Origin of the sequence: Paenochrobactrum sp. BZR 201-1 (assembly GCF_044987585.2) — a bacterium.
Lineage (GTDB): Bacteria > Pseudomonadota > Alphaproteobacteria > Rhizobiales > Rhizobiaceae > Paenochrobactrum > Paenochrobactrum pullorum.
The window spans coordinates 136,820-159,783 of sequence record NZ_JBJDRZ020000005.1; the positions used below are offsets into that span (position 1 = coordinate 136,820).

Sequence of the window (22,964 nt, forward strand, 5' to 3'; positions counted from 1 at the left end):
TTTAGTCTTTTTTAAACAGGACACGGCCGAACCAGCCGGTAAACATTGCGAGAAAAACAGCAAATAAACCATACCAGAGGCTATGCTTATGCGCGGCCTCATAAACACTTTGCTCAAAACCGGCTTTGACAATTTCCAATCCGGCATTGGCTTCACGTAAAAACACGCCGTTGCGGAATAACAAAGCGCGCGCTTTATGGCGTCCTACCGGCACATTGGCCGGTAGTGCAAGGGTGGCACGAAACAGGGTACGTGAGATAAATTCCACGCCGCCAATACGCTGGGTATAAAGCCCTTGGCGGGTTTTAATCGCACGCAATTCATCGCTGAAAATAGGAATATTGCCGGAAAGACTGTTGGGGTCTTCCGGTGCCATGTAAAAATTATTGGTACCAACCGAGAGTTGGCGATAAGTTTTGGGGTCGGTTATATCCTGTAAATTACGCGTTGAAGCCAGCGAATAGGAGAGCGGTACACCTAAAAAGGTTTCGGATGCAGCATTGATCCAAACACCGAGATGGCGTTCTTTTTTGCGTACAACCAGATCGCGTGAAGGTCCTTGCAGCACGACGATAATGTCATAACGACCTTGTCGCTGAATAAGCGGATCAGCATTATCGAGTGCACCGAAAATGGTCAGATTGGCACCGCCGAAATTGGAGGTAATCGAAATTGTTTCGGTAGAAAGACCGATCTCGATTGTTTCCGAGGCAGGTGTCTGCAGGTGTGGCAGGTTTAATGCTGTTTCCGGCTCAACGGCATGGGTCGGGATTGCGGCTAAGCCCGATATAAGTGCTGCATATGGAATGAGATGAGAGAGCCGCCACTGCATGATTATGAATCCACAATGGAGATGGAAAACAGATTGTCCGGCCGGATGAAAAGATCATAGCCAAGACGCAGCGCCACGGCCAGCACCATCAAAGCCAGTAGCAGGCGCAATTGTTCACCGCGTAATTTCTGTCCTGCTCTTGCGCCATATTGCGCGCCGATCACCCCGCCCACCATCAGCAAAAAGGCCAGTACAATATCGACCGACTGGTTGGTGGTTGCCTGCATGACGGTGGTGAAAGCGGTAACGAAAGTGATTTGGAACAAAGATGTTCCGACCACCACATTGGTGGGCACGCGTAGTATATAGATCAATGCTGGCACCATGATGAAGCCGCCGCCGACCCCCATCACGGATGATAAAAGACCGATGAAAAAACCGATGCCGAGCACCGGAATAATGCTGACATAGATCATCGAGGCGCGGAAACGCATCTTGAACGGTAATTTGTGGATCCAGTTATGGTGTCCGGATTTTCTGACCGGTGCTGACCCTGATTTGTTGCGGCGCAGGGTCTTCCAGCTTTCCACCAGCATCAGACCGCCGACAGTACCGAGAAAAAACACATAAAGAATGGATACGATCAGATCGAGCTGACCCAGTTCACGCAGCCATGAAAAAACATAAATACCAAGCAGCGAGCCGACGAGGCCGCCCATCACCAGTAAAGTGCCGAGCTTAATATCGAGCGTTCGCCGTTTGAAATGCACCAAAGCACCTGAGACGGAGGAGGCAATCACCTGATTGGCACCGGTTGCAACGGCAATAGCTGGCGGAATATTGTAGAAGATGAGTAAAGGCGTGATCAGAAAGCCGCCGCCGACCCCGAACAGCCCTGACAAAAAACCGACCGCCGCCCCCATGCCCAATAAAACGAACATGTTGACCGACAATTCCGCAATGGGAAGATAAATACCCAATTCCGCTTCCGGTTTTTTTGGCGCAATGACAGCTACGTTTTACGGCTCGCGCTTGGCCGCAACACTTTGATCCTTATCAGTGTCTTGCGCTCTCAAGGGTATAATGTCAAATATCTATTGAATATAAGGTTACCGGACATGATCACTGTTGTAATCATGTCATGGTTTTATAGATAATCAGCTTGAACGTGGCTGGTCCAAGTTACTTATTATGATCAAGTAAAAGTTTAACCAATTGCGGATTGACTTCTCCGGTCGGCTCTTCACCATTGGCACTCTGGAATTGCTTGATGGCGTTGCGGGTTTTATCCCCCATCAAACCATCTGCAGTACCGATATTATAGCCGTTTTTTTGCAAAATCAGCTGAATATTGCGAACCGCCTTTTTCATATCGACAGAACCGGTCTGTACCGGATTTTCATCGACCCAGCTGTCAGGAATGCTGGTTGAATTGGCTGCCTGATCCAGTGTCTTTGGTTTCCACAGCGCGACCTTGCCTTCAGCTTGTTTCAATTTTTGCTCGCCAAGTGCCTTGCCGACCTGATCGCGCTTGTCGGCGGCATCTTTGTCACCTGATTGGGCAGCGAGCGCAAACCATTTATAACTTTCTTCCAGATCAAGCTTGGTACCCATGCCCTGTGCATAAAGAATGCCTAAATTATATTGGCTGTCTTTGACATCGCGCTCGGCAGCTTTTTCAAACCATTGGATGGCTGCTTTATTGTCGGGGGCATTATCACCACCCGTGGCATAAAGAACGGCCAGATTATGCATGGCACTCGCATTGCCCTTTTCGGCGGCTTGCAAATACCAATGCTTGGCTTTTTCAAGATTGCGTGGCAGGCCGAGGCCTTTCTCATTCAAATTGCCGTAGCGATATTGTGCCGGAGCAAAGCCGCGCTCAGAAGCGGCGGCATAAAATTCGGCAGCCTTCGCCAGATTAGCTTCTGTACCGATACCGTCGGTGTAACGGTTGCCGATTTCAAACAAAGCAATGGCATCGCCCTGAGCTGCGGCTTCACGCAACGCAAGAGGTCCCGCTTCCATGCTGATTTCCGGCAATGCTGTTAGTGTTGTTTGTTCGGCTACAGGTTCATTGGCTGCGATCGTTTCGGTCGTAACAGATTCTGCTGCCTGTTCTGCACTTAATGGCGTGAAAGTGAGCGGCGCAGTTTCGGTTTTTTCTTCTGTGACAGGCTTGGTTACTGCCACAACGGGTGCTTTTTCCGGCTCGGTTGTGCTTGCAACTGTGCTGTTATCAATCACCTCTTCGACAGTGGGTGCTTTTTCTGCCATTTGTGGTTGAGGAGCAACCAAGGATTTGTTGAAGTAAATCTCGCCTGCCTGCAAAGCCGCAAGCGTCACCATGATAGCACTAATACCTAAGAAAATAGGCTTGCGTTGGCGGGCGATCAGCTGGGTGAAAGATGATTTCTTTGATGTTTTGTTGCTTTCCTGATGCTTATGTTCATCAGCATTGATGCGCTCTGCTTCTTGTGCTGCCATTTGTGCAGCAGTACGGGCAGCAGAGATTAAATCACTTTTGTGGTGATTTTCCTGGCGCAGACCAGCAGTCAAACCCGGTTCACCGCGTACCCGTTTCATAATGGCATTCAAATCCGGCAGGTCAGCCGGTTTCTCGATTGCCGCCAACGGGTGGGTAACACTCAGATCGGATAAAGCGCTCGAAATGGTGGTTGGTGTTTTGGTCGCACTTAAAAGAGGCTTGGCAGCCTCTGATGAAGGCTTGACGTCAGGCTGAGCGTTTGGGGCCATTGTTGCTTTATGACGCTCTTCAAGCGTGCTTAGACGTTCGACTACTTTTTGCAAAGTGCTGTGAACGCTTTCAAAGCTATGCTCGTTACGCTCATTATTATGGCGTGCAAGCTGCTCAAGCGCACGCATGTCATTGGCGAGCTCTTTGACAAGCCCGCTGTCATATTGATGGGCTTGGGCGGCAAATTTTTCCATTGCTGCTTCGGCGGCTTGGCGCGCGATATCAATCGTATTTTCACGCGTTTGTAAAACGGCTGTTTCAAGCTGCTCAAGGCGCGGTGACAAATCTTTGACGATTGGGTGATGATCTTGCGGCGCGGCAAGTTGCGCGGCAATAGCGGCTATCTGGGTTTCCAGATTGTGCATCATATCATGATTGCCGGAGGGCTGCGAAAACTGTTCGTCAAGACGCAGAACCAATGCATCAAAACGTTGGTCAAGAGCGGCAAAAAGCGCTTCTTCCGGCATGCTGAAACGTGTTTCGACATCGTTCAGCTGACGGGCAATCTCATCAAGACGTGTATTGACCTTTTCCAGTTCCTGCGCAGGGCCACTTTCCAGTGCACGGTCGATATAGGTAGCAATCAGGCGGATTTGCTTGGCCAGTGTTTCGATCTGCTGTAAGGGCAGGGAGCTGCTTTCGCTTAAACAATCAATGCGTTGTGAAAGCCCGGCCATACGTGTCAGCAATTCTTGCGAAACAGCTTCGGCGCGGCGGATTTCTTCTATGTCGGGGCGTTTCATATTACCGGCAAGAATTGCACGGCTGATCTCGTCAAGGCGTTCGTCGAGAACGTGCGGAATGGTATATCCGTCTTTGTTGCCAAGCATCTGTTCGATGGATTGTGACAAGCTGCTTAAGCGCTCTTCCATCGGTTGAATGGAGACTGCCTGCATTTGCGGCATGGCATCAATGGCACGGCGCACATCATCCAAGCGGTCACTGATGGCGCTCAGTTCGGGAAACTCAGCCTGTGTTTTTTGATTTTGGTTTTGTTCGAAAGCATCGAATTTTTCGTTGAACTGATCCCAGCGATGGCTTAAGTGACGCAAAGATTCCTCGCGCGCCATGGTCTCCATCATGCGCTTCAACGCTTCCAATTCTTCCTGCAGATGTTCAGCAGTCTCGCGCACATAGTGCAAAGTGGTGTTGTCCCCGTTTTCCTCGGCGTTTTGTGCCGTTAAAATATCAACACTATTTTCAATTCTTGCCAGCTCTTCATCAAAGCTAAGATCAGCTTTTGGCAACGGCGCTGCAAATTTATTCGGAGCTGGCTTGTCGGCTGCGGAGGCGACTTGCCGGTCAAGTGTCGCGGCAATATCGGCAAGATTCATATGCGGCTTGGCGTGTGATGGTAATTCAGCCTCCGGTTCGGCAGTGTTTTTCTGCCCGCCGGTCATTTCTTTTAATCTTTGTTCCAGCGTTTCCAGTGTTTTATGCAACTCTTCCATCGGCGCATTATGAGCACGGCGCATATTCAGTTCTTGTAATGGAGAGCGTGTATTGGTCATGACAGATGCCGCTTTTCAAACAATAAGAGTGCCGAACCACAAACACAAAAGCATTGTAATTATGGATGTGACATTGCGCACTTTCTTACGAGTATGGTAAATAAGTCGTTAAATCTTTGCGTAATTTGTTGTTTTTATTACTTCGTTATAGGGCTGGCCGGTCATTATTGACGGACAGGGTTTCGTTTTTTATCATTTATCCATTGAATGAAATTGCAATCGGCTTGTCACTGAAATGGGAAAATATCCTTAAATTGGTGTGATTATGGCTCCTGTTAATTTCAACATCTTGCATCACTTATTAATATTAGGTAGTTTATCCTTATAAAGCTCATTTATGGGTAATTAATCCTTTTTAAGGTTGCCAACATGTTTTCTCACGACAATGTTTGGGCCGCTATTGATGCGCTGGCTGAACGTTATTCTTTAAGTCCGTCCGGATTGGCGCGCCGCGCCGGACTTGACCCGACTGCCTTTAATAAATCCAAACGTCATGCGGCTGATGGTCGGGCTCGTTGGCCTTCAACTGAATCTCTGGCAAAAGTCATGGATGCGACAGGCGCCAGTTTTGAAGAATTTAGCAAGCTGATGCGCGGTGACAGTCCCTTGTTGCCGAGTGATTATCTGGAACAGCCGCGCTCTATCCCTTTGCTGGGTATGGCAGAGGCCGGTGCCGGCGGTTTTTTTGACGATGCCGGTTTTCCGGCTGGTCAAGGCTGGGATGTGGTGGAGTTTCCGGCCAGCCCTGACGAAACAGTTTATGCTTTGGAAGTGTCAGGCGATTCAATGCTTCCGCTCTACCGCGATGGAGATACGTTGATTGTATCACCCAATGCTTCTGTGCGCCGTGGTGACCGCGTGGTGGTGAAAACCAAAGAGGGGGAAGTGATGGCAAAGATTTTGCAACGTCAGACCCCGCGTAATATTGAGCTGTTGTCGGCCAATCCCGAACATCCGAACCGTACTTTTGAATCGCATCAAATTGAGTGGATCGCCCGTGTTGTATGGGCAAGCCAGTAATGGTTGCTTCATATCAAAGAGCTGTTCCCGCATGTTTGGCCTTGTTCACCGGTTGTGTTTTGGCCGCGGTTTTTATCGCACCCTTTTATGGCGCATTGGATCCGGTCGTGGACGATAGTAATGGTGGACAATCCATTATCATTGAAGATTTTGACTATAGCGAGCTTGATCATAGTGCACCGCAAGCACCATCGGGCGCAAAAGATAATCAGATCGATATTCTACCTGATCATGAGGATGCACCTGAAGTGATTGATCAAGCATTCGAGGCTGAAACAACAAAGACCGACAGTGATGCGTCTACAGCAGAAACAAAAAATTTAGCGTATCTGGTGCCGGATGATGAGCCGATGCAAATGATATATGGTGCTATTGCTGTTGCCGCAGGTCGTTTGGAGGGAAACAGCCATATTATTACTTTGAATGATATTGTTGTGACGCAAGTCAATGAGCAATGTCGGGGCGATAATTTAGTTCAGTGGAATTGTGGCATACATGCGCGTACTGCTTTCAGATCATGGATCGGTAGTAAAACATTGCGTTGCCGTTTGCCTGAAAATGCCGGTGGGAAAGTGGATGTCACCACTGATTGTGTATTGGGTGCAGAAAATGCCGCTGAATGGCTGGTACATAACGGCTGGGTCAAAGCGGCTGGCGGTGGTGCTTATGCGAATTTGGGCAAAGAAGCAGAAAACGCCAAACGTGGCATTTGGGGTAATAAGCCGGTGTCGCTGATGCCGGAGCTTGCACCATTACCGCAGTCCCTTATTGAGCCCCCTTCGGGCGTGCCCGCAATGAATGGGGAGCGGCCAGCTGGCTATTTCCCACCTGTGCCAAAAGATTAGGTGATCATAAAAAAGCCGCTCCGAAAAATTTCAGGGCGGCTTTTAAAATGGTATTTAACAGCGCTTAAACCAGCTGACCCGCCAATGCTTTATTGATCAAAGCGCGGGTTTCATCAATGCCGTAAAGGGCGATGAAAGAACCAAAGCGCGGTCCGCGTTCCTGACCGATCAGCACTTCATAAAGCATCTGGAAGAAGGAAACTGAAACACCTGGGCCACCTTCAGGGCTCTTTTTGGTATGATCCTGATAGCGCTCGATTGCACGTGCCACATCAAGTATAGCATTTTGAATTTGGCTGCCATCAGCCTGCTTGTCGATTTCGCCGAGCTTGGCTTCAACTTTTGCCAATGTATCGCGTTCAACATCATCGGCTGCGCGGAATTTCTTCGTTGGCTTGACGAAGTCGTTGAAGTAACGCAGCGCATAACCAACAAGTGCATCAAGCTCAGGATTGCTTGAAGCTGTAACACCCTCCGCATAACGGGAAATGAAGCCCCAGAGAACATCACTGTTTTCAGCGTTTGAAGCGCTGACCAGATTGAGCAACAGTGCAAACGGCACCGGCATGTTGACTTTTGGCGGATTGCCGCTGTGCTGATGCCAGACCGGATTGTTCAGACGTTCTTTCCATGATTGACGCTCATAGGCGGAAAGATAAGTGAAATACTCATCAACGGCCTTAGGGATCACATCAAAGTAAAGACGCTTTGCAGTCTTTGGCTTCTGGAACATGTAAAGACCAAGGCTTGTCTCAGGCGCATAGGTCAGCCATTCATCAATGGAAATACCATTACCCTTGGACTTGGAAATCTTTTGTCCCAATTCATCCAGAAACAGTTCATAAACAAAATGTTCCGGCGCACGGCCGCCTAAGATTTCGCAGATTCGGTCGTAAACGGCAGCATTGGTTTGGTGGTCTTTACCAAACATTTCAAAATCAACGCCGAGTGCTGCCCAGCGCATGCCGAAGTCAGGCTTCCACTGAAGCTTCACATGACCGCCGGTGACAGGCAATGTTGTTTCTTCACCATTTTCATCATCAAAAGTGATGGTGCCGTTTTTCGCATCCACATGCTTCATCGGCACATAAAGGACACGGCCGGAAATTGGCGAGATCGGCAGGAACGGGCTGTATGTGGCCTGACGTTCTTCACCAAGCGTCGGCAGCATCACTTTCATAATGTCGTCAAAACGTTCGGCGGCACGCAGCAGAACTTCGTCGAAACGACCGTTCTTGTAATATTCGGTTGCACTGGCAAATTCGTAATCAAAACCGAAAGTGTCGAGGAAGCGGCACAGCATCGCATTATTATGATCGGCAAAAGTTTTGTATTCACCGCCAAACGGGTTTGGTACAGCTGACAAAGGCTTGTGCAGATGCGGCTCCAAAAATGCACGGTCAGGCACATTGTCCGGAATTTTGCGCATGCCGTCCATATCGTCAGAGAAGCACAAAAGCTTGGTCTTAACCTTGTCATCTGTCAGTACACGGAAAGCATTGCGCACCATGGTCGTGCGGGCAACTTCACCAAAGGTGCCGATATGCGGCAGACCTGACGGGCCATAACCGGTTTCAAACAGAACTGTTTCGGGTAGCCCCGTTTTTTCATACCGTTTGAGTATTTTTCGCGCCTCCTCAAATGGCCACGCTTTTGCTTCCGCAGCCGCCGCGGTCAATTCCGGGGTCAGCATAATTTCGGGAAGGCGTTGCGTCGTCATGAGGATTTTCCTAAAGTTGAAAGGTGGCAAAAAATACCGTTACCTATATTTATCAAGGCGGCTCTGTCGGAGCCATATCTATGCTCTATTGCTGCGGCAGGTTTACGTCAATCATATTAGCATGGATAAAGCTTGAATCGTCGGTTTGCTGTGGTTTCTTTGCCGCAATTTTCCAGAGTTTATATCGGAGTGGCGATGATAATTTCGCTTATTGTCGCTTGCGCAGATGCGCTCCTCTGCCTAACCTTCGAAAATAAATCGGTTTTAAGCTGATTCATCGATCATGCAGGAGCTATGAATGCCGCAGATTACGCCTCAGGATGCCCTTGTTTATATTATGGTACTGACATCAGCTGCCGATACGCAAATGACCGATGCGGAATTGGATTCAATCGGCAATGTGGTGACGCGTTTACCGGTCTTTAGCGGTTTTGATAAGGAACGGGTCGTTATTTTGGCTGAAGATTGCTATAATCTTTTGGCGGACGAGGACGGTTTGGAGAAAATTCTCGACCTTGCTCATGACGCTCTGCCGCCAAGATTATATGATACGGCTTATGCATTGGCTGTAGAAGTTGCAGCTGCGGATTTGCATGTCGAGCAGGAAGAGCTTGCTTTGCTGCAAATGCTGCGTGACCGTTGGGATCTGGATGAATTGACCGTTGCCGCGATTGAACGCAGCGCACGGGTGCGATTCCGCAAGCTGGACTAAAACCCGTTAGTAAAAACTGACTGGAAAATGGCGCATATAGATTTCGTTCAATGCGCCTTTTTTCTCTAAGTTTGATAATGCGTAATCAAAAGCGCGGGTGAGGCGTTTATTGTTATGTGTGACTGTAATCGTCATCTGGTTATTGTCTAATTGCGGAGAATAATAAGCTTTTCCAACAAAGTGGCAGCAATTATGGCCTTCCTCATCCTCCAGCATGAAAGCTAAAGCAAGCCCGTCATCAAAGATCGCAGCAATTTCTTGTTGTTGCAGTGCTTTCAACATTTCTTCGTGATCTTCAAAATTTTGTACTTTGAAATCAGGGAAAAACTTTTGAAAAACATCTGCATGTTTGCTGTTTGCGATCAGACCGACTGGCTTTTCCCAATCGCTATCATTGATCTTCATATCTGCGCTGACTGTTTTGAGCGCAATGAAGCGTGCAGGAAATTTTAAATAGGGGCGTGAAAAATCGTATTTTGTACGGTTGTCTTTTGTCGGAGTGAGACCGGCAATGATGGCTTCGCCTTCACCCTTATCAAGGGCTGCTTGCAGTTCATTCCAAGGCAGAGCTTCAATCTGGCATATGTTCTCGAGCTTTAATTCACGGCAAAGAGCACGTGCAAGATCAATATTATAACCGTTTAATTGGCCTTGAGTGTTGAGATAATTAAAAGGCGCGAAATCTGTTGTTGTTAAAAAACGCAGACGAACCAAGCCGGTCAGATCCGTCGGCTTCTGCTTGATGGAGCTGTTGATAAATTGAGGTTGCGCCGGTGCTGCAAAAACCTGCCCGTAATAAAGACAACCCATTGCAAGCAATATTGCTGAAAATCGCACTATAAAACCTCAATTCGACTGGTAGACAGTTATATTATTCATTTTTGTTTAAAAAATGTAAAATTTTATTGAAACGGCGTCATATAAATTTCATCATTTCTGCCTAGATATTCTCAATCAAGATGTTTGTTTTTTGAAAAATCATTCTAGTTCTAATAGCTATATTGTTAAGCATAGATTTCTATGCAATTCTTACATCCAAGTAAGAATATTTGTTCTGAATGGAGTTTTCTACGGCTGATTTATTATAATCTAATTTTCTTAATGTAACTCATCATTATTTGTGCGGGGGGCACGTAATTGAGAGTAGATAAGGTAAATGAGAATGATTTTAGTCTGTGTTGTAATTTAAGTGCCCGCCTTGAGCAATATGGCGTTGCGCGCAATGAGCCTAAAAAGGCTTATATGCGAGCGGGCAGTGACCCGGAACTCTTTTTAAATGAGCTTCACTGTTCAGGGGTGACCAGTGAGGTTGTTTTATATGGCGTTGTGGCAGAATATCTGGGACTGCCCTTTCGTGATCGTATCACATCTTGCCGAGTGATTGATGACAAAAGCCGGATTCCGGTTGAGTTGCACGCTATTCAGCATGCTTTGGTGCTTGATCCGCAAAACAAAGTTTTGCTTTATTTATCTCCGTCGGTAAAGCAGATGGGCGCGCTTAAAAATTACCTGAACACCAATCCGCCTTTGAATTTCAATTTCGCGGTTTGCCCGCCTTCTGTTATTCAAATTCTGGATAGGCGCAGCAAAAAACATGACTTGGTGCGCAAAGCTGTGATGATGACGCCGGCAAAATATTCAAGTCGACGTGTGCTGGATACAAGACAGGCATTTTTTTTAGCTTTTGGTGCCAGTGTACTTGTCTTTCTTTTTTTAGCTTTTTATGGCCGACATTATTTGCTTTTCATATTTTCCTGAGTTGTTTCTTTTTCACTTGTGTTGGTGTGAGACTTTTAGCTGCAATGTCTGTGCAGCGTTTGCCTAAAATGCAGCGTCATTTGCCACTGCCGGCTGACCTGCCTTGTTATAGTGTTTTGGTGCCTCTTTACAAAGAATCCGATGTCATTCCGCAATTGCTGGAGGCGCTGGGCAATCTGCATTGGCCGCGCGGGCGGTTGGATATTAAAATCATTTGTGAAGCCGATGATCGTGAAACTTTGCGTGTGCTCGGCTATTTTAAATTAGCCCCCCTTTATGGAAGTGGTACGTGTGCCGAATGTCGGGCCGCGCACAAAACCTAAAGCGCTGAATTATGCGCTGCAATTTGCGCGCGGAGATTTTGTTGCTGTTTTTGATGCTGAAGATCGTCCGCATCCTTTGCAATTGCTTGATGCCTGGGCAGCGTTTCAAAATGGTGGTGAAAAACTGGCTTGTGTACAGGCACCTCTCATTATCGGCAATTTCCGTCATAATTTCCTCACCCGTTTGTTTTCGTTTGAATATACCGGCCTTTTCCGCGGGCTTTTACCTTGGATGGCACACCATGATCTGGTGATGCCGCTTGGAGGCACCTCTAACCATATGCGCCGGGAAGTTTTGGAAAAAGTTGGCGGATGGGATGCTTATAATGTGACGGAAGATGCCGATCTCGGTGTGCGTCTGGCGCGGTTTGGCTATGGCATTAAAACCATTACGCATGGCACGATAGAAGATGCACCGGAAAATTTCCCTGATTGGTACAAGCAGCGCACCCGTTGGATGAAAGGCTGGATGCAGACAAGTTTGGTTCATTTGCGCAACCCCGTAGAAACAAACCGGCAGCTTGGCTTCAAACGCTTCATCATCAGCCAGGTCTATATGCTGGGTCTGATTATTTCTGCGCTTTTCCATCCGTTGATGCTGTTGACTATGATCTTTTTGGTGGTCTCTGCCTTCTTCTCGCCGTTCGAAGTGCGCCACGTGATGCTGCTCACGATTGATATGATGAATATCGTGATGGCTTACATCAGCTATTATTTGTTGAGCGCCAGAGCGGCAGAAAAGAGCGAGATGGACGGTTATCCTTATTTGCTCGGCATTGTACCTTACTGGATCATGATTTCATGTGCTACATGGCGGGCGCTTTTACAGCTGATGAAGGAGCCTTTTTTATGGGAAAAGACCCCTCATTTCAAAAGTGAAACGGCAATGCAAAATCTGGTAAAGAAAAGCATTTACCAAAGTACTGTTTATTTGGATGACGCCAAAAATGCGGTGCCTGAACCAATGATATTAGTATCTTCCTCGCCGATGGCGGTGAGATCGCGCCCTTCATAAGGAAGTGTCAGCAACACACGGCGGATTGCGGCCAGACGCGCCCGCCGTTTGTCATTGGAGCGGATGATCGTCCATGGTGCATGTTTGGTGCTGGTGCGTTCGATCATCACATGGCAGGCATCGGAATAATCCTGCCAGCGGGTAATGCCTGCCACATCAATGGGCGAAAATTTCCAATCTTTCAGCGGACTGTGGCGACGCTCATGAAAGCGCTTCAATTGCATTTCCTGCCCGATATCCAGCCAGAATTTAAAGAAATAAATACCGTCGGCGACGATCATTTTCTCCAGATCAGGTGCTTCAATCAGAAATGTTTCAAGTTGTTGCAGCGTACAAAAATTCATCACCACTTCAACCCCGGCGCGGTTATACCATGAGCGGTCGAAGGTGACGAATTCGGCAGCGGTTGGAAAATGGGCGACATAACGCTGGAAATACCATTGACCATTTTCGGTTTCGGTTGGCTTGGTCAGGGCTACATTGCGCGCCGTACGCGGATTCATAAATTCGCGTAAGGTAAAAATCGTGCCGCCTTTGCCTGCCGCATCACGGCCTTCAAACAGGCAGATGACTCGTTTGCCAGTTTCCTGCAGCCAATATTGCATTTTAACAAGTTCAATCTGCAACAGCTCCAAAGTGGCTTTATATTCTTTGGATGGCATTTGGTCGGGGTAGGGATACCCACCAGAGCCAAGCGCATTATCTTCAATCCATGCGGGTAATTCCGCATTATCGATGTCAAATTCGCGCTCTATCCCGTCAATGATCAGCTTGATGGGATCGATGCCCGAATGTCTGGAAAATGTGCTTTTGTTTGCAGCTTCATCATTTGCCAATGCGATATCCTCTCGATTGCGCTTGTGGATTGATCTTATTAAGCTTTATGGCGTTTGCAAAGAGTTGGGGTAATCAAAGTGTCATAGTATTTAACTATGTTTAAGGGGATGATTTGTCAGGTGGATGAAACCTGTCGGAACATGGCGGGAAAGTTTAATCAAACTTGTTTCGCGCTGATGATTTTATATAGTAATGTTGAAAATTAACGGGCTTTTGAGATTTCAAACCCCGTGCTCTTCGCGAGGAAAATGAATGAACAATCATGATGAGCATGGCATTGGCTCTGTCATTTTAAGAATATGGCAGCAGGGGCGCCTTTATCTGATTTTCACGGTTGTTTTACTTGCTTTTATATTCTGGATAATCTGGCCGCCGTTGGTGCTTTATCTGTTGATATTGAGCGTTATCCTGGCTTTGACATTGGTCTTGTCACCACCTGTTCCGCGCGAGATTACCCGCAAAAAAACCACAAAACGCCAAATTGCGCTGACCGACATTCCGGCTGAACAGGTGGCGGGGTTGCTCAGCGATCCGCTGGTGATATTTGATCGCTCCGGTTCTGTGATTTATTCCAATCCGGCAGCACAGGCCGCTTTTCCTTCCATGGAAATTGAGACAATTGTGTTTTTGCGTTTTCGTGCACCGGAAATGCTGCAAATGTTACATGCTGTTGTTGAAGACGGTGAACCGCGCAGTATTGATTATTTCGAGCGTTTGCCGATCGAAAGTTGGTATAAAGCGGTGCTGATGCCGTTGGATGCGAAGGGCAAAGACCTGTTCATGCTGATTTTCCGTGACCAGACGGAGGCGCGCCGCATAGACCGGATGCGTTCGGATTTTGTTGCCAATGCCAGCCATGAATTGCGCACGCCTTTGGCTTCATTGCGCGGCTTTATAGAAACCTTGCAAGGGCCGGCGCGTGAAGATGTCAAAGCACGTGAGCGGTTTTTGGACATTATGCAAAAACAGGCCGACCGTATGTCGCGTCTCATTGATGATCTTTTGTCATTATCACGTTTGGAAACGAGACCCAATGTCGGCACTGAAGACAAGATTGATTTGGGAGCGGTGTTGCATCACGTCACCGACAGTCTGGCACCGATGGCTCAAGCACAAGGTGTCGTGATCGAGCATGATTTTCATGATGAGCCGGTTTATGTCGCAGGATCGCGCGATGAACTGATACAGCTGTTTCAAAACCTGATTGAAAACGGTTGTAAATATGGGGAAGGGGGCAAGCGACTTGTCGTCAGCCTTAAAAAACATGGGGTTCCCTCACCGGAAGAAGCGATTATTTCGGTACAGGATTTTGGTGCCGGTATTGCGGCAGAACATTTGCCACGTCTGACGGAACGGTTTTATCGCATCAATGCGGAAACGGGAGACGCCAAAAAAGGTACAGGCTTGGGGCTTGCGATCGTCAAACACATTCTGACCCGCCATCGCGGCAAGATGAATGTGCGCTCGGAGCTTGGCAAAGGCACCACTTTTATTATTCGTCTGCCACTTTTTTGCGTTAAGCAATGAATGTGTTCCGCAAAGGGCGATAGCATCTCGCTACAAAAGTGGCGGCAGAAAAGCACGCCGTATCAGTTTTTACATTGATGGTTTGACGAGGCGCAACAGCTTCCATTTGAGCGGACGAATTGCTTGCCAAATACGTGTTGAACGCAAACCCGTCAACAGCGATTTTGCCATTAAAGTGAGGCGTCCTTTCAAAGTGAGAGCGGCTTTATAATTGTGTAATAACCGGACACCATCACACATATTGACCTTCCATGCTTCATCGCCAACACCAAGATCAAGCACGGCAAAACCTTGTTCATGCAGATTTTGCATGACTAGATAATGCAGCACCATACCGGGTGAATATTTGGACCAGTGTTCAGCTTCATGTGAGATCATCATGCCGAAATAGGTTTTGCCATCCAGCAAGCCCCAAAGCGTGGCAATAATCTCGCCATTCATTAAAAGAGCTGCCAGATGCAATGTCTGCGCTTGCCCGAAATCATCAGTGGCAAGTTCAAAGAATTGCTGCTTTTCCGGATGTTCATGAAAACCGGGAACATTGGTTTCGACAAATCGGCGTTGCTTTTGTGCAATCAGTGCCGCAATGAATGCGTGCCGCTCATCATCGGTTTCAGCAATTTTGAATTCAAACCCGCCCATGCGCAGTAAGTTGCGATAACGCTGCTTGGTGTTTTTGATACGGTGCAGGCTTTTTTCCAACTTTTGCCAAGGTTGGTCGAGGGTGGAAAAATGTCCGGCTTCGGCATGGGTTTGGTTCGAGATCAAAAAAAGCGGATTGGGTTGCTCGCCCACCCATTGCGGCATTTTTTGAAGATTGATCACATCAACTGGTGGTAATGCGGCCAAAATCATGTTCAGTAAAGCCTGCACCTGCGTTTTCGACCAGAGGGTGAAATCCTGAAATAAAACCGGTGCATTATAATCGCAGACATCATGATCAGTGAAGGTCAGCGTGTTGATGCCATGTTGTTGTCGCATTGCAAAAGGCAGGAAGATCAGTGGTTTATTATCGGCGTCATAGACCTCTACAAATAACATCTTGCAATCAGTACGTGCGCCATAGCTTTTTGCCCATGCTGCCAAGAAGGTCTTGCTTTGGAAGATAAGACTTTGCGCCAGGCTGGTCTCTCCGGCAATTCCTTGCGGCCAATCATTTGAGAGCTGATCGGGGTGGGTCAGTATTTTTATCGTGCACGAAGTTAGATCAGTCATTGCTGGATACCAATCAAAGCTAATGGCTGGTGAGGCATGAATAGTCCCGCTTCAATAAACAGATAATTTAAATTGGCTGTAGCACAATTCATTCCATATGGTTAGATGAATTGTCTGGTTTTCATGCAGGGGCACAAGTGACCATTTCTGTCATTATCAAAAGCTTAAATGAAGAGCAAAATATTGCTGCATGTATTGCGTCAGTGCTGGCGGATGGGACTGGTATGGTCAGCGAAATTATCGTAGCTGACAGTGGCTCAAAAGATCACACGATCGCTATTGCTAAGCAGTTTCCGGTGACAATTGTTCAACTGCAACCTCCTGCAAAAGCTGGTTGTGGTGTGGGTGCCCAATTGGGTTATCAATATTCGCACAGTGAGTTTGTTTGCTTGCTTGATGGCGATATGGAACTGGCACCGGATTTTTTGCGTACAGCACTGAGCTATTTGAAATCTCATCCGCCATTGGCTGGTGTGACCGGCCATATACGGGAAAAAGATTTGCGCAGTCTGGAATATCAGCGCCGCGCAATACGCCAGCGGATTGAAAATCCGGTGGGTTTGATAGACCGTATGAATGGTGGCGGGCTTTACCGACGTGCAAGTATTCAATCAACCGGCTATTTATCCGACCGCAATCTGCATGCTTATGAAGAACTGGATCTGGGCTTAAGATTATCACAAAAAAAATGGCAATTGCGCCGGCTGGATATTCCTTTTGTAAGCCATAAGGGACACAGCCAAAATGCTTATTTATTACTGAAGCGGCGCTGGCGATCCGGCTATTTACAGGGTAGCGGCGAGATTTTACGCGCAGCATCAAGTGGAAATTATTTGCGGCAACTCATCCGTGCTTTGCCTGAGTTGAAACTCTGGGCACTGGTTTATGGTTGGTGGCTCGTCTTTTTTGCCGCTTTATTGGGTGCTTTCGTGAATTTTCATTGGCTGTGGCTTGCTGCACTTGTGGCGCTTGCACCCGTTTTACTGATGGCAATGAAACAAAGAAGCTTTTCAATGGGGCTTTATTCAGTGGTGGCTTGGATGTTTCATGCCGCAGCACTACCGTTTGGTTTTTTAAAAAAGCGCATTTCTCCGCAAAGTTTCATTGAAAGCAAAATACTTCAAAAGCTTTGATTTAGGATTGGCGTACCGTTTTCAGTAAACACCACCATGAGGCAATCGCCAAAGCCAGATCAATCACATAAAAGGCGGCAAAGGTGCCTTGTGGCGGGTAAGCCCACGTTGCCAAAGCCAGTAGTGCGCCACCAAAAATATTGGCGCTATTGAGAATAGCCGAGCGATAACCGTGCCGGCCAGCTGCGCCTAATGTTTCAATTGGCACTGCCCAAAGTGCAAAAAAGACGTTTGTCCAACAAAGAATGCGCGAATATTGCACCAAAGTGTCGTAATCCGAGCCAAACAAAAAGGGAAGTATGGGAGCGAAGATAAAAATGCTCAAAGAGGTGAAAAAGCCGATACCAAGTGCTGCCATTTGTAATTTTTTGGTCATGGCATAAGCATTTTGAATGCCCTTGGTGCTTGCAGCTGCAAGGCGCGGATAGGCAAGGCGGTTCATCGCTTCAATGCCCATGGTGCTGCTGTCGATAATGCGGCGCACGATCGCATAAGAACCGACAAAACCGGCCGGCATGAGCGTGCTGAGCATCAGCAAGTCAACATTCTGGCGGGCGGTTTTAAAAACAAACTGGCTGGCAAAAAGCAGGCCAAGCCTGATTTCATGACGGATGATGCGGTAAACAGGTTTGCCAAGTCGCCAGATGAAATAATAATAAAAAATCATCACAATGACATGACAGGCAAATTGCCAGACTGCCCATGTGAAAAGATCTTGGGTGGTGAAAACCAGACAGGCAACAGCTGCGGTGAACATTCGCGCAAAGGCAAAGCCTACAACTGATAAATTGGCTGATTGATATTGGCCGTGTGCAATATAAATCTGCTCGACCAGCAAAATGAGACGCACCAGCACAATATTGGTGATCAACAATAACAGAATGGAAAATTCGCTAAAATTGCCTTGTGTGGTAAGCTCAATCCAGAGTGGCAAAACGCTCATACCGAGAAGCACAAGCGCTGCACCGGTTAGAGCAATGAGGCTTAAACAATGCCCGAACAAAACCGTGTAAACTTGTTTGTTTTGAGCAACACGCCGCACAAGGGATTCGGTTGAGCCAAGACCGCAAATATGGGTGGCAATGGCAGTGATGGCAAGAATTGTCACCAGCAAACCAAATTGTTCGGAACCAAGCGAGCGGGCGAGAATAGCAAATGTCATCAGCTGAGCTATATTGGCGGCCAGCAGGCTGCCGCTTGACGCAGCATAGGAAAGCAACATCTGACCTAATGGCCGCGTTGTTCGCTTAGCTTTACCTGATGGATATTGCTCCAAGCCTGTTTCCTTAAATAATGCTTTTTAAATTTTTACATTCACTTTTACGGTAGAGGTTCAAGCTTTTACACTTTGTTCTGATCTTGTGGCTTATGATAGTTTCCGATCTATCGTCAATTGGTTCCTTTGAGCTTACGTTTAGAACGCATAAAGGATGAATGGAATTATGGTCAGGCAGGACGGCGCGTGACAAGACAGCTTTTAGACTTGAATGAATGGCCGAACCGGATTTCACGCCGGATCACCGACCGGATGATGCGCTATTTCCCTCAGCGTGTGCTGGATATTCGGCTGGCGCAACCTGTGGTGTCCTTTAGTTTCGATGATGTACCACATTCAGCTGTTCGTGCCGGTGCCACGATTTTGGAGCGTTATAATGCGCGTGGTACTTTTTATATTGCCGGTGGTTTGCAGGATAAGATGCAAGGCGATACCCGTATGTTTTCGTCTGCCGATGTGCAATATTTGGCGCGCGCCGGCCACGAAGTGGCCTGTCACAGCTATTCGCATCGCAAAGTGAGTGCTTTTACGCATGGAAATTTGGAGCGTGATCTGGCGCGCAACAAAGCTTATCTTGATAGTTTAACGCCGCAACAAGGCGTCAGCCGCAATTTTGCTTATCCTTATAACGCATCCAAATGGTGTGCGCGCCAATTATTTGCTGCGCGTTTTAATTCTTGCCGTGGCGGCGGCAATCAGATCAATCGCGGGCGCATAAATCGTGATTTACTCTATGGCGTTGAAATTGGCGGCGACCAAAATACTTTCAGCACACTCTCGGCCTATATCGAGGACGTTGTGCAAAAACCGGGTTGGCTGATTTTTTTCACCCATGATGTGGATGATAATCCAAGCCCCTATGGTTGCTCGCGTGCGCTTTTTGAAAGCCTGCTGGCATTTGCTGTTGAAAACTCTTGCTGCATCCTGCCTGTCAAAGATGCATTGTCCTTGTTGCAAGGACAAAACCGCGAATGAAACGAGCACCGCAGACCCTTCTTGCGATCAATAATTATTTTTATCGTCGTGGTGGCGCGGAAACCGTTTTCTTTGAGCATATGCAGCTTTTCAATGATGCTGATTGGCGTGTCGTACCTTTTGCCATGCAGCATCCGGAAAATTTGGCCTCTGCTTATACTTCCTATTTTGTGCGCGAAATAGAATATGGCCGACGCACATCTCTGACTGATAAATTATCGCAGGCTGCGAAGGTTATTTATTCGAAAGAAGCGCAGCGTAATATCACCCGCCTGATTGAAGATGTACGCCCTGACATTGCCCATGCCCATAATGTTTATCATCATATTTCGCCGTCGATTTTTCCGGTTCTGAAACAGGCCGGTATTCCAACCGTCATGACAGCACATGATCTTAAACTTGCTTGTCCTGCTTATAAAATGCTGAGCCATGATGAGGTATGTGAACGCTGCAAAGGCGGACGTATTTATAATGTTGTCCGGCAGCGTTGTATTAAGGATTCCGTGGCGCTCAGCGGTTTGGTTTTTCTGGAAACACTGGTGCATCGCAGCCTCGGCCTTTACCGCGATAATCTTGACCGTATTGTTGTGCCAAGCCGTTTCTATCACGAGAAACTGATTGAATGGGGATGGCCGGAAGATAAACTCACTTATATTCCGAATTTCGTTGATGTTGGATTGGCGCGAGCGCCTTCGCAGCGCGGGGATTATTTTCTTTATGCGGGAAGACTATCGGAAGAAAAAGGATTGGTCACCTTAATTGAGGCAATTGCGCAAGCAAAGCAAAAGCTGCTGATTGCCGGTTCCGGTCCTTTGGAGCAGAGCCTTAAGCAATTCGTTGCAAAACTTGGTGCTGATGTCGAATTTTTAGGACATTTACAGGCAGATCATTTACATCGCACAATCAATGGTGCAACGGCTTTGGTGCTGCCGTCACAATGGTATGAAAATGCACCGATGAGCATTTTGGAAGGCTATATTCTGGGCGTGCCGGTGATAGGCAGCAGGATTGGCGGCATACCGGAACTGGTGCGTGAAGGTGTAACCGGCCTGTTGGCAGAAGCTGGCAATGTGCAGGATTTGGCAGAAAAAATAGCGCAGATGGCAGATATAAACGCGCAAAAACGTGGCGCAATGGCAATTGAGGGAGCGCAATGGGTGCGTGAGGCATTTTCGAGTGTCCAATATAAACAGTCGATGCTGGAGCTTTATGCCTCTCTTAAAGGTGCGCAATGAGTGCCGACCATCAACGAAAACGTATTTTTATGCTTGGTTTGCGCGGCATTCCGGATGTGCAGGGCGGTGTTGAAAAACATGTTGAGGAATTAAGCCGGCGTTTGCCTTTAAAAGGGTATGACGTCACGGTCATGGGACGGTGCCATTACTTAAAGCATAGAGAACCTTATTATTGGCAGGATGTTAAGATCATATCACTCTATGCGCCGCGTTCCCGATATTTCGAAGCGATAGTAAATAGCTTTTTTGGTGTTTTTTATGCCGCAAAACACAAAGCCGATATCGTGCATATTCATGCGATTGGCCCATCATTAATGGCTCCATTGGCAAGAGCTTTGGGATTAAAAGTGGTGATAACCCATCACGGCTTTGATTATGACCGGCAAAAATGGGGTGCGGTGGCGCGCAAGGTTTTGAAACTCGGTGAATATTTAGGCATGAAATTTAGTCATGCCCGTATAGCTGTTTCACGTCATATCGCGGATGTGATGCAAAAACGCTATCATGTTGATGTTACATATATCCCGAACGGTGTTGCGATTTTTGAAGGGACGCCGGATGAAAACTTGTTGGATCAATTCCAACTAAGCCCTGCCAATTATCTGATCAATGTCGCACGTATTGTGCCGGAAAAACGCCAGCTCGATTTAATCGAAGCCTATGAAAAATTGAACCGTCCGGGTGTGCCGCTGGTTCTCGTTGGCGGAGGCAATGACCATTGTGATTATTACGCGCAAGTTCAGGCGCGGGCCGCTGAAGTGGCGGGGGTTGTCATGACCGGCGTTTTAACGGGGGAAAAACTGGCCGCAATCTTTGCCCATGCCTCTTTGTTTATTTTGCCGTCAAGCCATGAGGGTATGCCGATCGCATTGCTGGAAGCTTTACATTACGACGTGCCGGTTTTGGCCAGTGATATTATCGCGAATGTGGAAGTGGGCATGCCACCAGAAAATTACTTCCCGCTCGGCGATATTGCTGCCTTGACGACGGCAATGAATAAGAAACTATCATCGGCTAGCAAATCTGACAAAGAATTAGATAATTCCCTCTACTTAAAGCAAGATTTCAGCTGGGACCATATTGCAGATCAGACATGCGCGGTTTATGCGCAAGTTTTGCAAGGTGCCAGCAAATAAAAAACCACATCAGCGAGGACGCATGATGTGGTTTTATGATCGGCTGATTGTTTGAAGCTTAACGGGCGCGGCGACGCTCTGAAGATGGTTGATAAGCAAGCTTGGCGTGATAAGCGCAATAAGGACTGCTTTCACCGGATTCATGACCGCAGAAATGAAATTCTTCCGATAACGGATCACCCAGCGGCCATTTGCAGGTGCGCTCGGTCAGCTGCAACAATGACAATTTGCGTGAAATCGGAATAACCACATCGGATGCAGGCTGCATCACTGGTTCAGCCACAATAGTGTCGGCTTCATATTCCATTTGCAAAGCGGCAGCGCCAACGGTTTTGGTAACCGATGGGCGCACGGGAGCCTGCACATGCACATGGGCTGCGGTAACGGACGGTGTGACAGGCGGTGCCACCGGTCTTGGCGGAGCCGAGGTTGTGGCGGTCGGAGCCGGAGCCACTTTTTTGCTGCGCGGTGCAGCGGTGGTGGTTTTTCCGCGACCTGAAAGTTTTAACCGATGCACTTTGCCGATAACCGCATTGCGGCTCACACCGCCAAGTTGTGCTGCGATCTGGCTTGCACTGAGGCCTTCACTCCACAGTTTTTTCAGAACTTCGACGCGCTCGTCTGTCCAGCTCATCGCCATAGGCTCCAATCGTTATTTGTTAGCCGGAATACATCAATGTGCTACAGAAAATATCCTGCCAGCACCACTATTCACTTCCGGGTGACTAGGTCCGCCTTACGAAATCTAGTTTTACTTAACCATCAAGCTACAATACCGAGCTTGATCCTGACAAGGCTCTGGACACCCGGCTGATTTGCTTTTCGGGGTTTTCCCCAGATAGGTTGTCAAGTCTTGTTTTCGTAATGGCCTCTTTAAATATGTTCATAGTCGCCTTGACCGCTTCGTAAACTCCGCCATTTGGCGGGCGCCGCCGGTCTGAAAGCTGCAACTTCCTGTCTATATAGCGATTTAGATGTAAATTGCTATCTCTATGACAGCAATATAAATACAACTAAAGCAGAATGTTGCAAAAAAGCTTATAAATGCGGCGAAAATCAATGCCTTTTTCTATAAGGTTGATTGACTTTTTATATCCGGCACCCAATATTCGTTATCGAATTCCGTAGCTTTTTTCAGCTGGTGAAAACCAGTCATGAAATCTAAGGTTTGATTGTATAATTGATAGCTTGTCGAA

General features: G+C 47.5%; 17 protein-coding genes and 1 pseudogene. 9 read left to right on the plus strand and 9 right to left on the minus strand.

The features are described from left to right. Position 1: 1 nt before the first annotated feature. The 3 genes from ACI0FR_RS03370 to ACI0FR_RS03380 all read right to left on the minus strand — a co-directional run bounded on the left by ACI0FR_RS03370 (position 2) and on the right by ACI0FR_RS03380 (position 5,041). Positions 2-832, minus strand: a complete 831-nt coding sequence (locus ACI0FR_RS03370; protein WP_374829357.1) for a TIGR02186 family protein — start codon at positions 830-832, stop codon at positions 2-4. Positions 833-834: 2 nt separating this feature from the next. After that, positions 835-1,713: a sulfite exporter TauE/SafE family protein gene (locus ACI0FR_RS03375; RefSeq protein WP_404906674.1), complete on the minus strand. Its 879-nt coding sequence runs from the start codon at positions 1,711-1,713 to the stop codon at positions 835-837. Between the two features lie 241 nt (positions 1,714-1,954). Further along, positions 1,955-5,041 carry a peptidoglycan-binding protein gene (locus ACI0FR_RS03380; RefSeq protein ID WP_404906569.1) on the minus strand — a complete coding sequence of 1,029 codons (3,087 nt, stop codon included), beginning with the start codon at positions 5,039-5,041 and terminating at the stop codon, positions 1,955-1,957. Positions 5,042-5,410: 369 nt separating this feature from the next. On the opposite strand from ACI0FR_RS03380, the gene ACI0FR_RS03385 reads away from it, so the two are divergent. Both ACI0FR_RS03385 and ACI0FR_RS03390 read left to right on the plus strand, forming a co-directional pair. Further along, complete coding sequence (locus ACI0FR_RS03385) at positions 5,411-6,061, plus strand: S24 family peptidase (protein WP_374829361.1); 651 nt, start codon at positions 5,411-5,413, stop codon at positions 6,059-6,061. Next, positions 6,061-6,906, plus strand: a complete 846-nt coding sequence (locus ACI0FR_RS03390) for a thermonuclease family protein (protein WP_404906568.1) — start codon at positions 6,061-6,063, stop codon at positions 6,904-6,906. The genes ACI0FR_RS03385 and ACI0FR_RS03390 overlap by 1 nt, the downstream gene beginning before the upstream one ends. 64 nt (positions 6,907-6,970) lie before the next feature. On the opposite strand, the gene ACI0FR_RS03395 is transcribed toward ACI0FR_RS03390, so the two are convergent. Further along, positions 6,971-8,626: a lysine--tRNA ligase gene (locus ACI0FR_RS03395; RefSeq protein WP_374829365.1), complete on the minus strand. Its 1,656-nt coding sequence runs from the start codon at positions 8,624-8,626 to the stop codon at positions 6,971-6,973. Positions 8,627-8,924: 298 nt separating this feature from the next. Between ACI0FR_RS03395 and ACI0FR_RS03400 the strand changes: the two genes are divergently transcribed. After that, positions 8,925-9,338 (plus strand): tellurite resistance TerB family protein, encoded by a 414-nt coding sequence (locus ACI0FR_RS03400; protein ID WP_374829367.1) that lies wholly within the window; start codon positions 8,925-8,927, stop codon positions 9,336-9,338. Positions 9,339-9,344: 6 nt separating this feature from the next. Here the strand turns inward: ACI0FR_RS03400 and ACI0FR_RS03405 are convergent, their stop codons facing one another. Then, complete coding sequence (locus ACI0FR_RS03405; RefSeq protein ID WP_404906567.1) at positions 9,345-10,175, minus strand: transporter substrate-binding domain-containing protein; 831 nt, start codon at positions 10,173-10,175, stop codon at positions 9,345-9,347. Positions 10,176-10,580: 405 nt separating this feature from the next. On the opposite strand from ACI0FR_RS03405, the pseudogene ACI0FR_RS03410 reads away from it, so the two are divergent. Continuing rightward, positions 10,581-12,434: pseudogene (locus ACI0FR_RS03410) on the plus strand (glycosyltransferase family 2 protein). Here the strand turns inward: ACI0FR_RS03410 and ppk2 are convergent. Continuing rightward, entirely contained in the window at positions 12,347-13,270 is a 924-nt protein-coding gene (gene ppk2, locus ACI0FR_RS03415; RefSeq protein WP_374829371.1) for a polyphosphate kinase 2, read from the minus strand. The pseudogene ACI0FR_RS03410 and the gene ppk2 sit on opposite strands and share 88 nt — an antisense overlap. 253 nt (positions 13,271-13,523) lie before the next feature. Between ppk2 and ACI0FR_RS03420 the strand changes: the two genes are divergently transcribed. Then, positions 13,524-14,798 (plus strand): ATP-binding protein, encoded by a 1,275-nt coding sequence (locus ACI0FR_RS03420; protein ID WP_404906566.1) that lies wholly within the window; start codon positions 13,524-13,526, stop codon positions 14,796-14,798. A gap of 69 nt (positions 14,799-14,867) precedes the next feature. On the opposite strand, the gene ACI0FR_RS03425 is transcribed toward ACI0FR_RS03420, so the two are convergent. After that, positions 14,868-16,013, minus strand: coding sequence for a GNAT family N-acetyltransferase (locus tag ACI0FR_RS03425; protein WP_404906565.1), 1,146 nt, complete (start codon positions 16,011-16,013; stop codon positions 14,868-14,870). A gap of 137 nt (positions 16,014-16,150) precedes the next feature. On the opposite strand from ACI0FR_RS03425, the gene ACI0FR_RS03430 reads away from it, so the two are divergent. Beyond that, positions 16,151-17,146: a glycosyltransferase family 2 protein gene (locus ACI0FR_RS03430; protein ID WP_404906564.1), complete on the plus strand. Its 996-nt coding sequence runs from the start codon at positions 16,151-16,153 to the stop codon at positions 17,144-17,146. A 1-nt stretch (position 17,147) separates the two neighbouring features. Here ACI0FR_RS03430 and ACI0FR_RS03435 read toward each other — a convergent pair whose 3' ends face one another. Further along, on the minus strand, positions 17,148-18,422 hold the full coding sequence (locus tag ACI0FR_RS03435; protein ID WP_374829379.1) for an oligosaccharide flippase family protein: 1,275 nt from the start codon (positions 18,420-18,422) through the stop codon (positions 17,148-17,150). Positions 18,423-18,608: 186 nt separating this feature from the next. On the opposite strand from ACI0FR_RS03435, the gene ACI0FR_RS03440 reads away from it, so the two are divergent. From ACI0FR_RS03440 to ACI0FR_RS03450, 3 genes are read left to right on the plus strand one after another with little or no spacing between them, the layout of a single operon-like run. Then, complete coding sequence (locus ACI0FR_RS03440; RefSeq protein WP_404906563.1) at positions 18,609-19,397, plus strand: polysaccharide deacetylase family protein; 789 nt, start codon at positions 18,609-18,611, stop codon at positions 19,395-19,397. After that, entirely contained in the window at positions 19,394-20,632 is a 1,239-nt protein-coding gene (locus ACI0FR_RS03445; protein WP_404906562.1) for a glycosyltransferase, read from the plus strand. The genes ACI0FR_RS03440 and ACI0FR_RS03445 overlap by 4 nt, the downstream gene beginning before the upstream one ends. Further along, entirely contained in the window at positions 20,629-21,768 is a 1,140-nt protein-coding gene (locus tag ACI0FR_RS03450) for a glycosyltransferase family 4 protein (RefSeq protein ID WP_374829385.1), read from the plus strand. Before ACI0FR_RS03445 ends, ACI0FR_RS03450 begins: the two co-directional genes overlap by 4 nt. 58 nt (positions 21,769-21,826) lie before the next feature. On the opposite strand, the gene ACI0FR_RS03455 is transcribed toward ACI0FR_RS03450, so the two are convergent. Then, positions 21,827-22,402, minus strand: coding sequence for a GcrA family cell cycle regulator (locus ACI0FR_RS03455; RefSeq protein WP_374829387.1), 576 nt, complete (start codon positions 22,400-22,402; stop codon positions 21,827-21,829). Positions 22,403-22,964 lie beyond the last annotated feature (562 nt).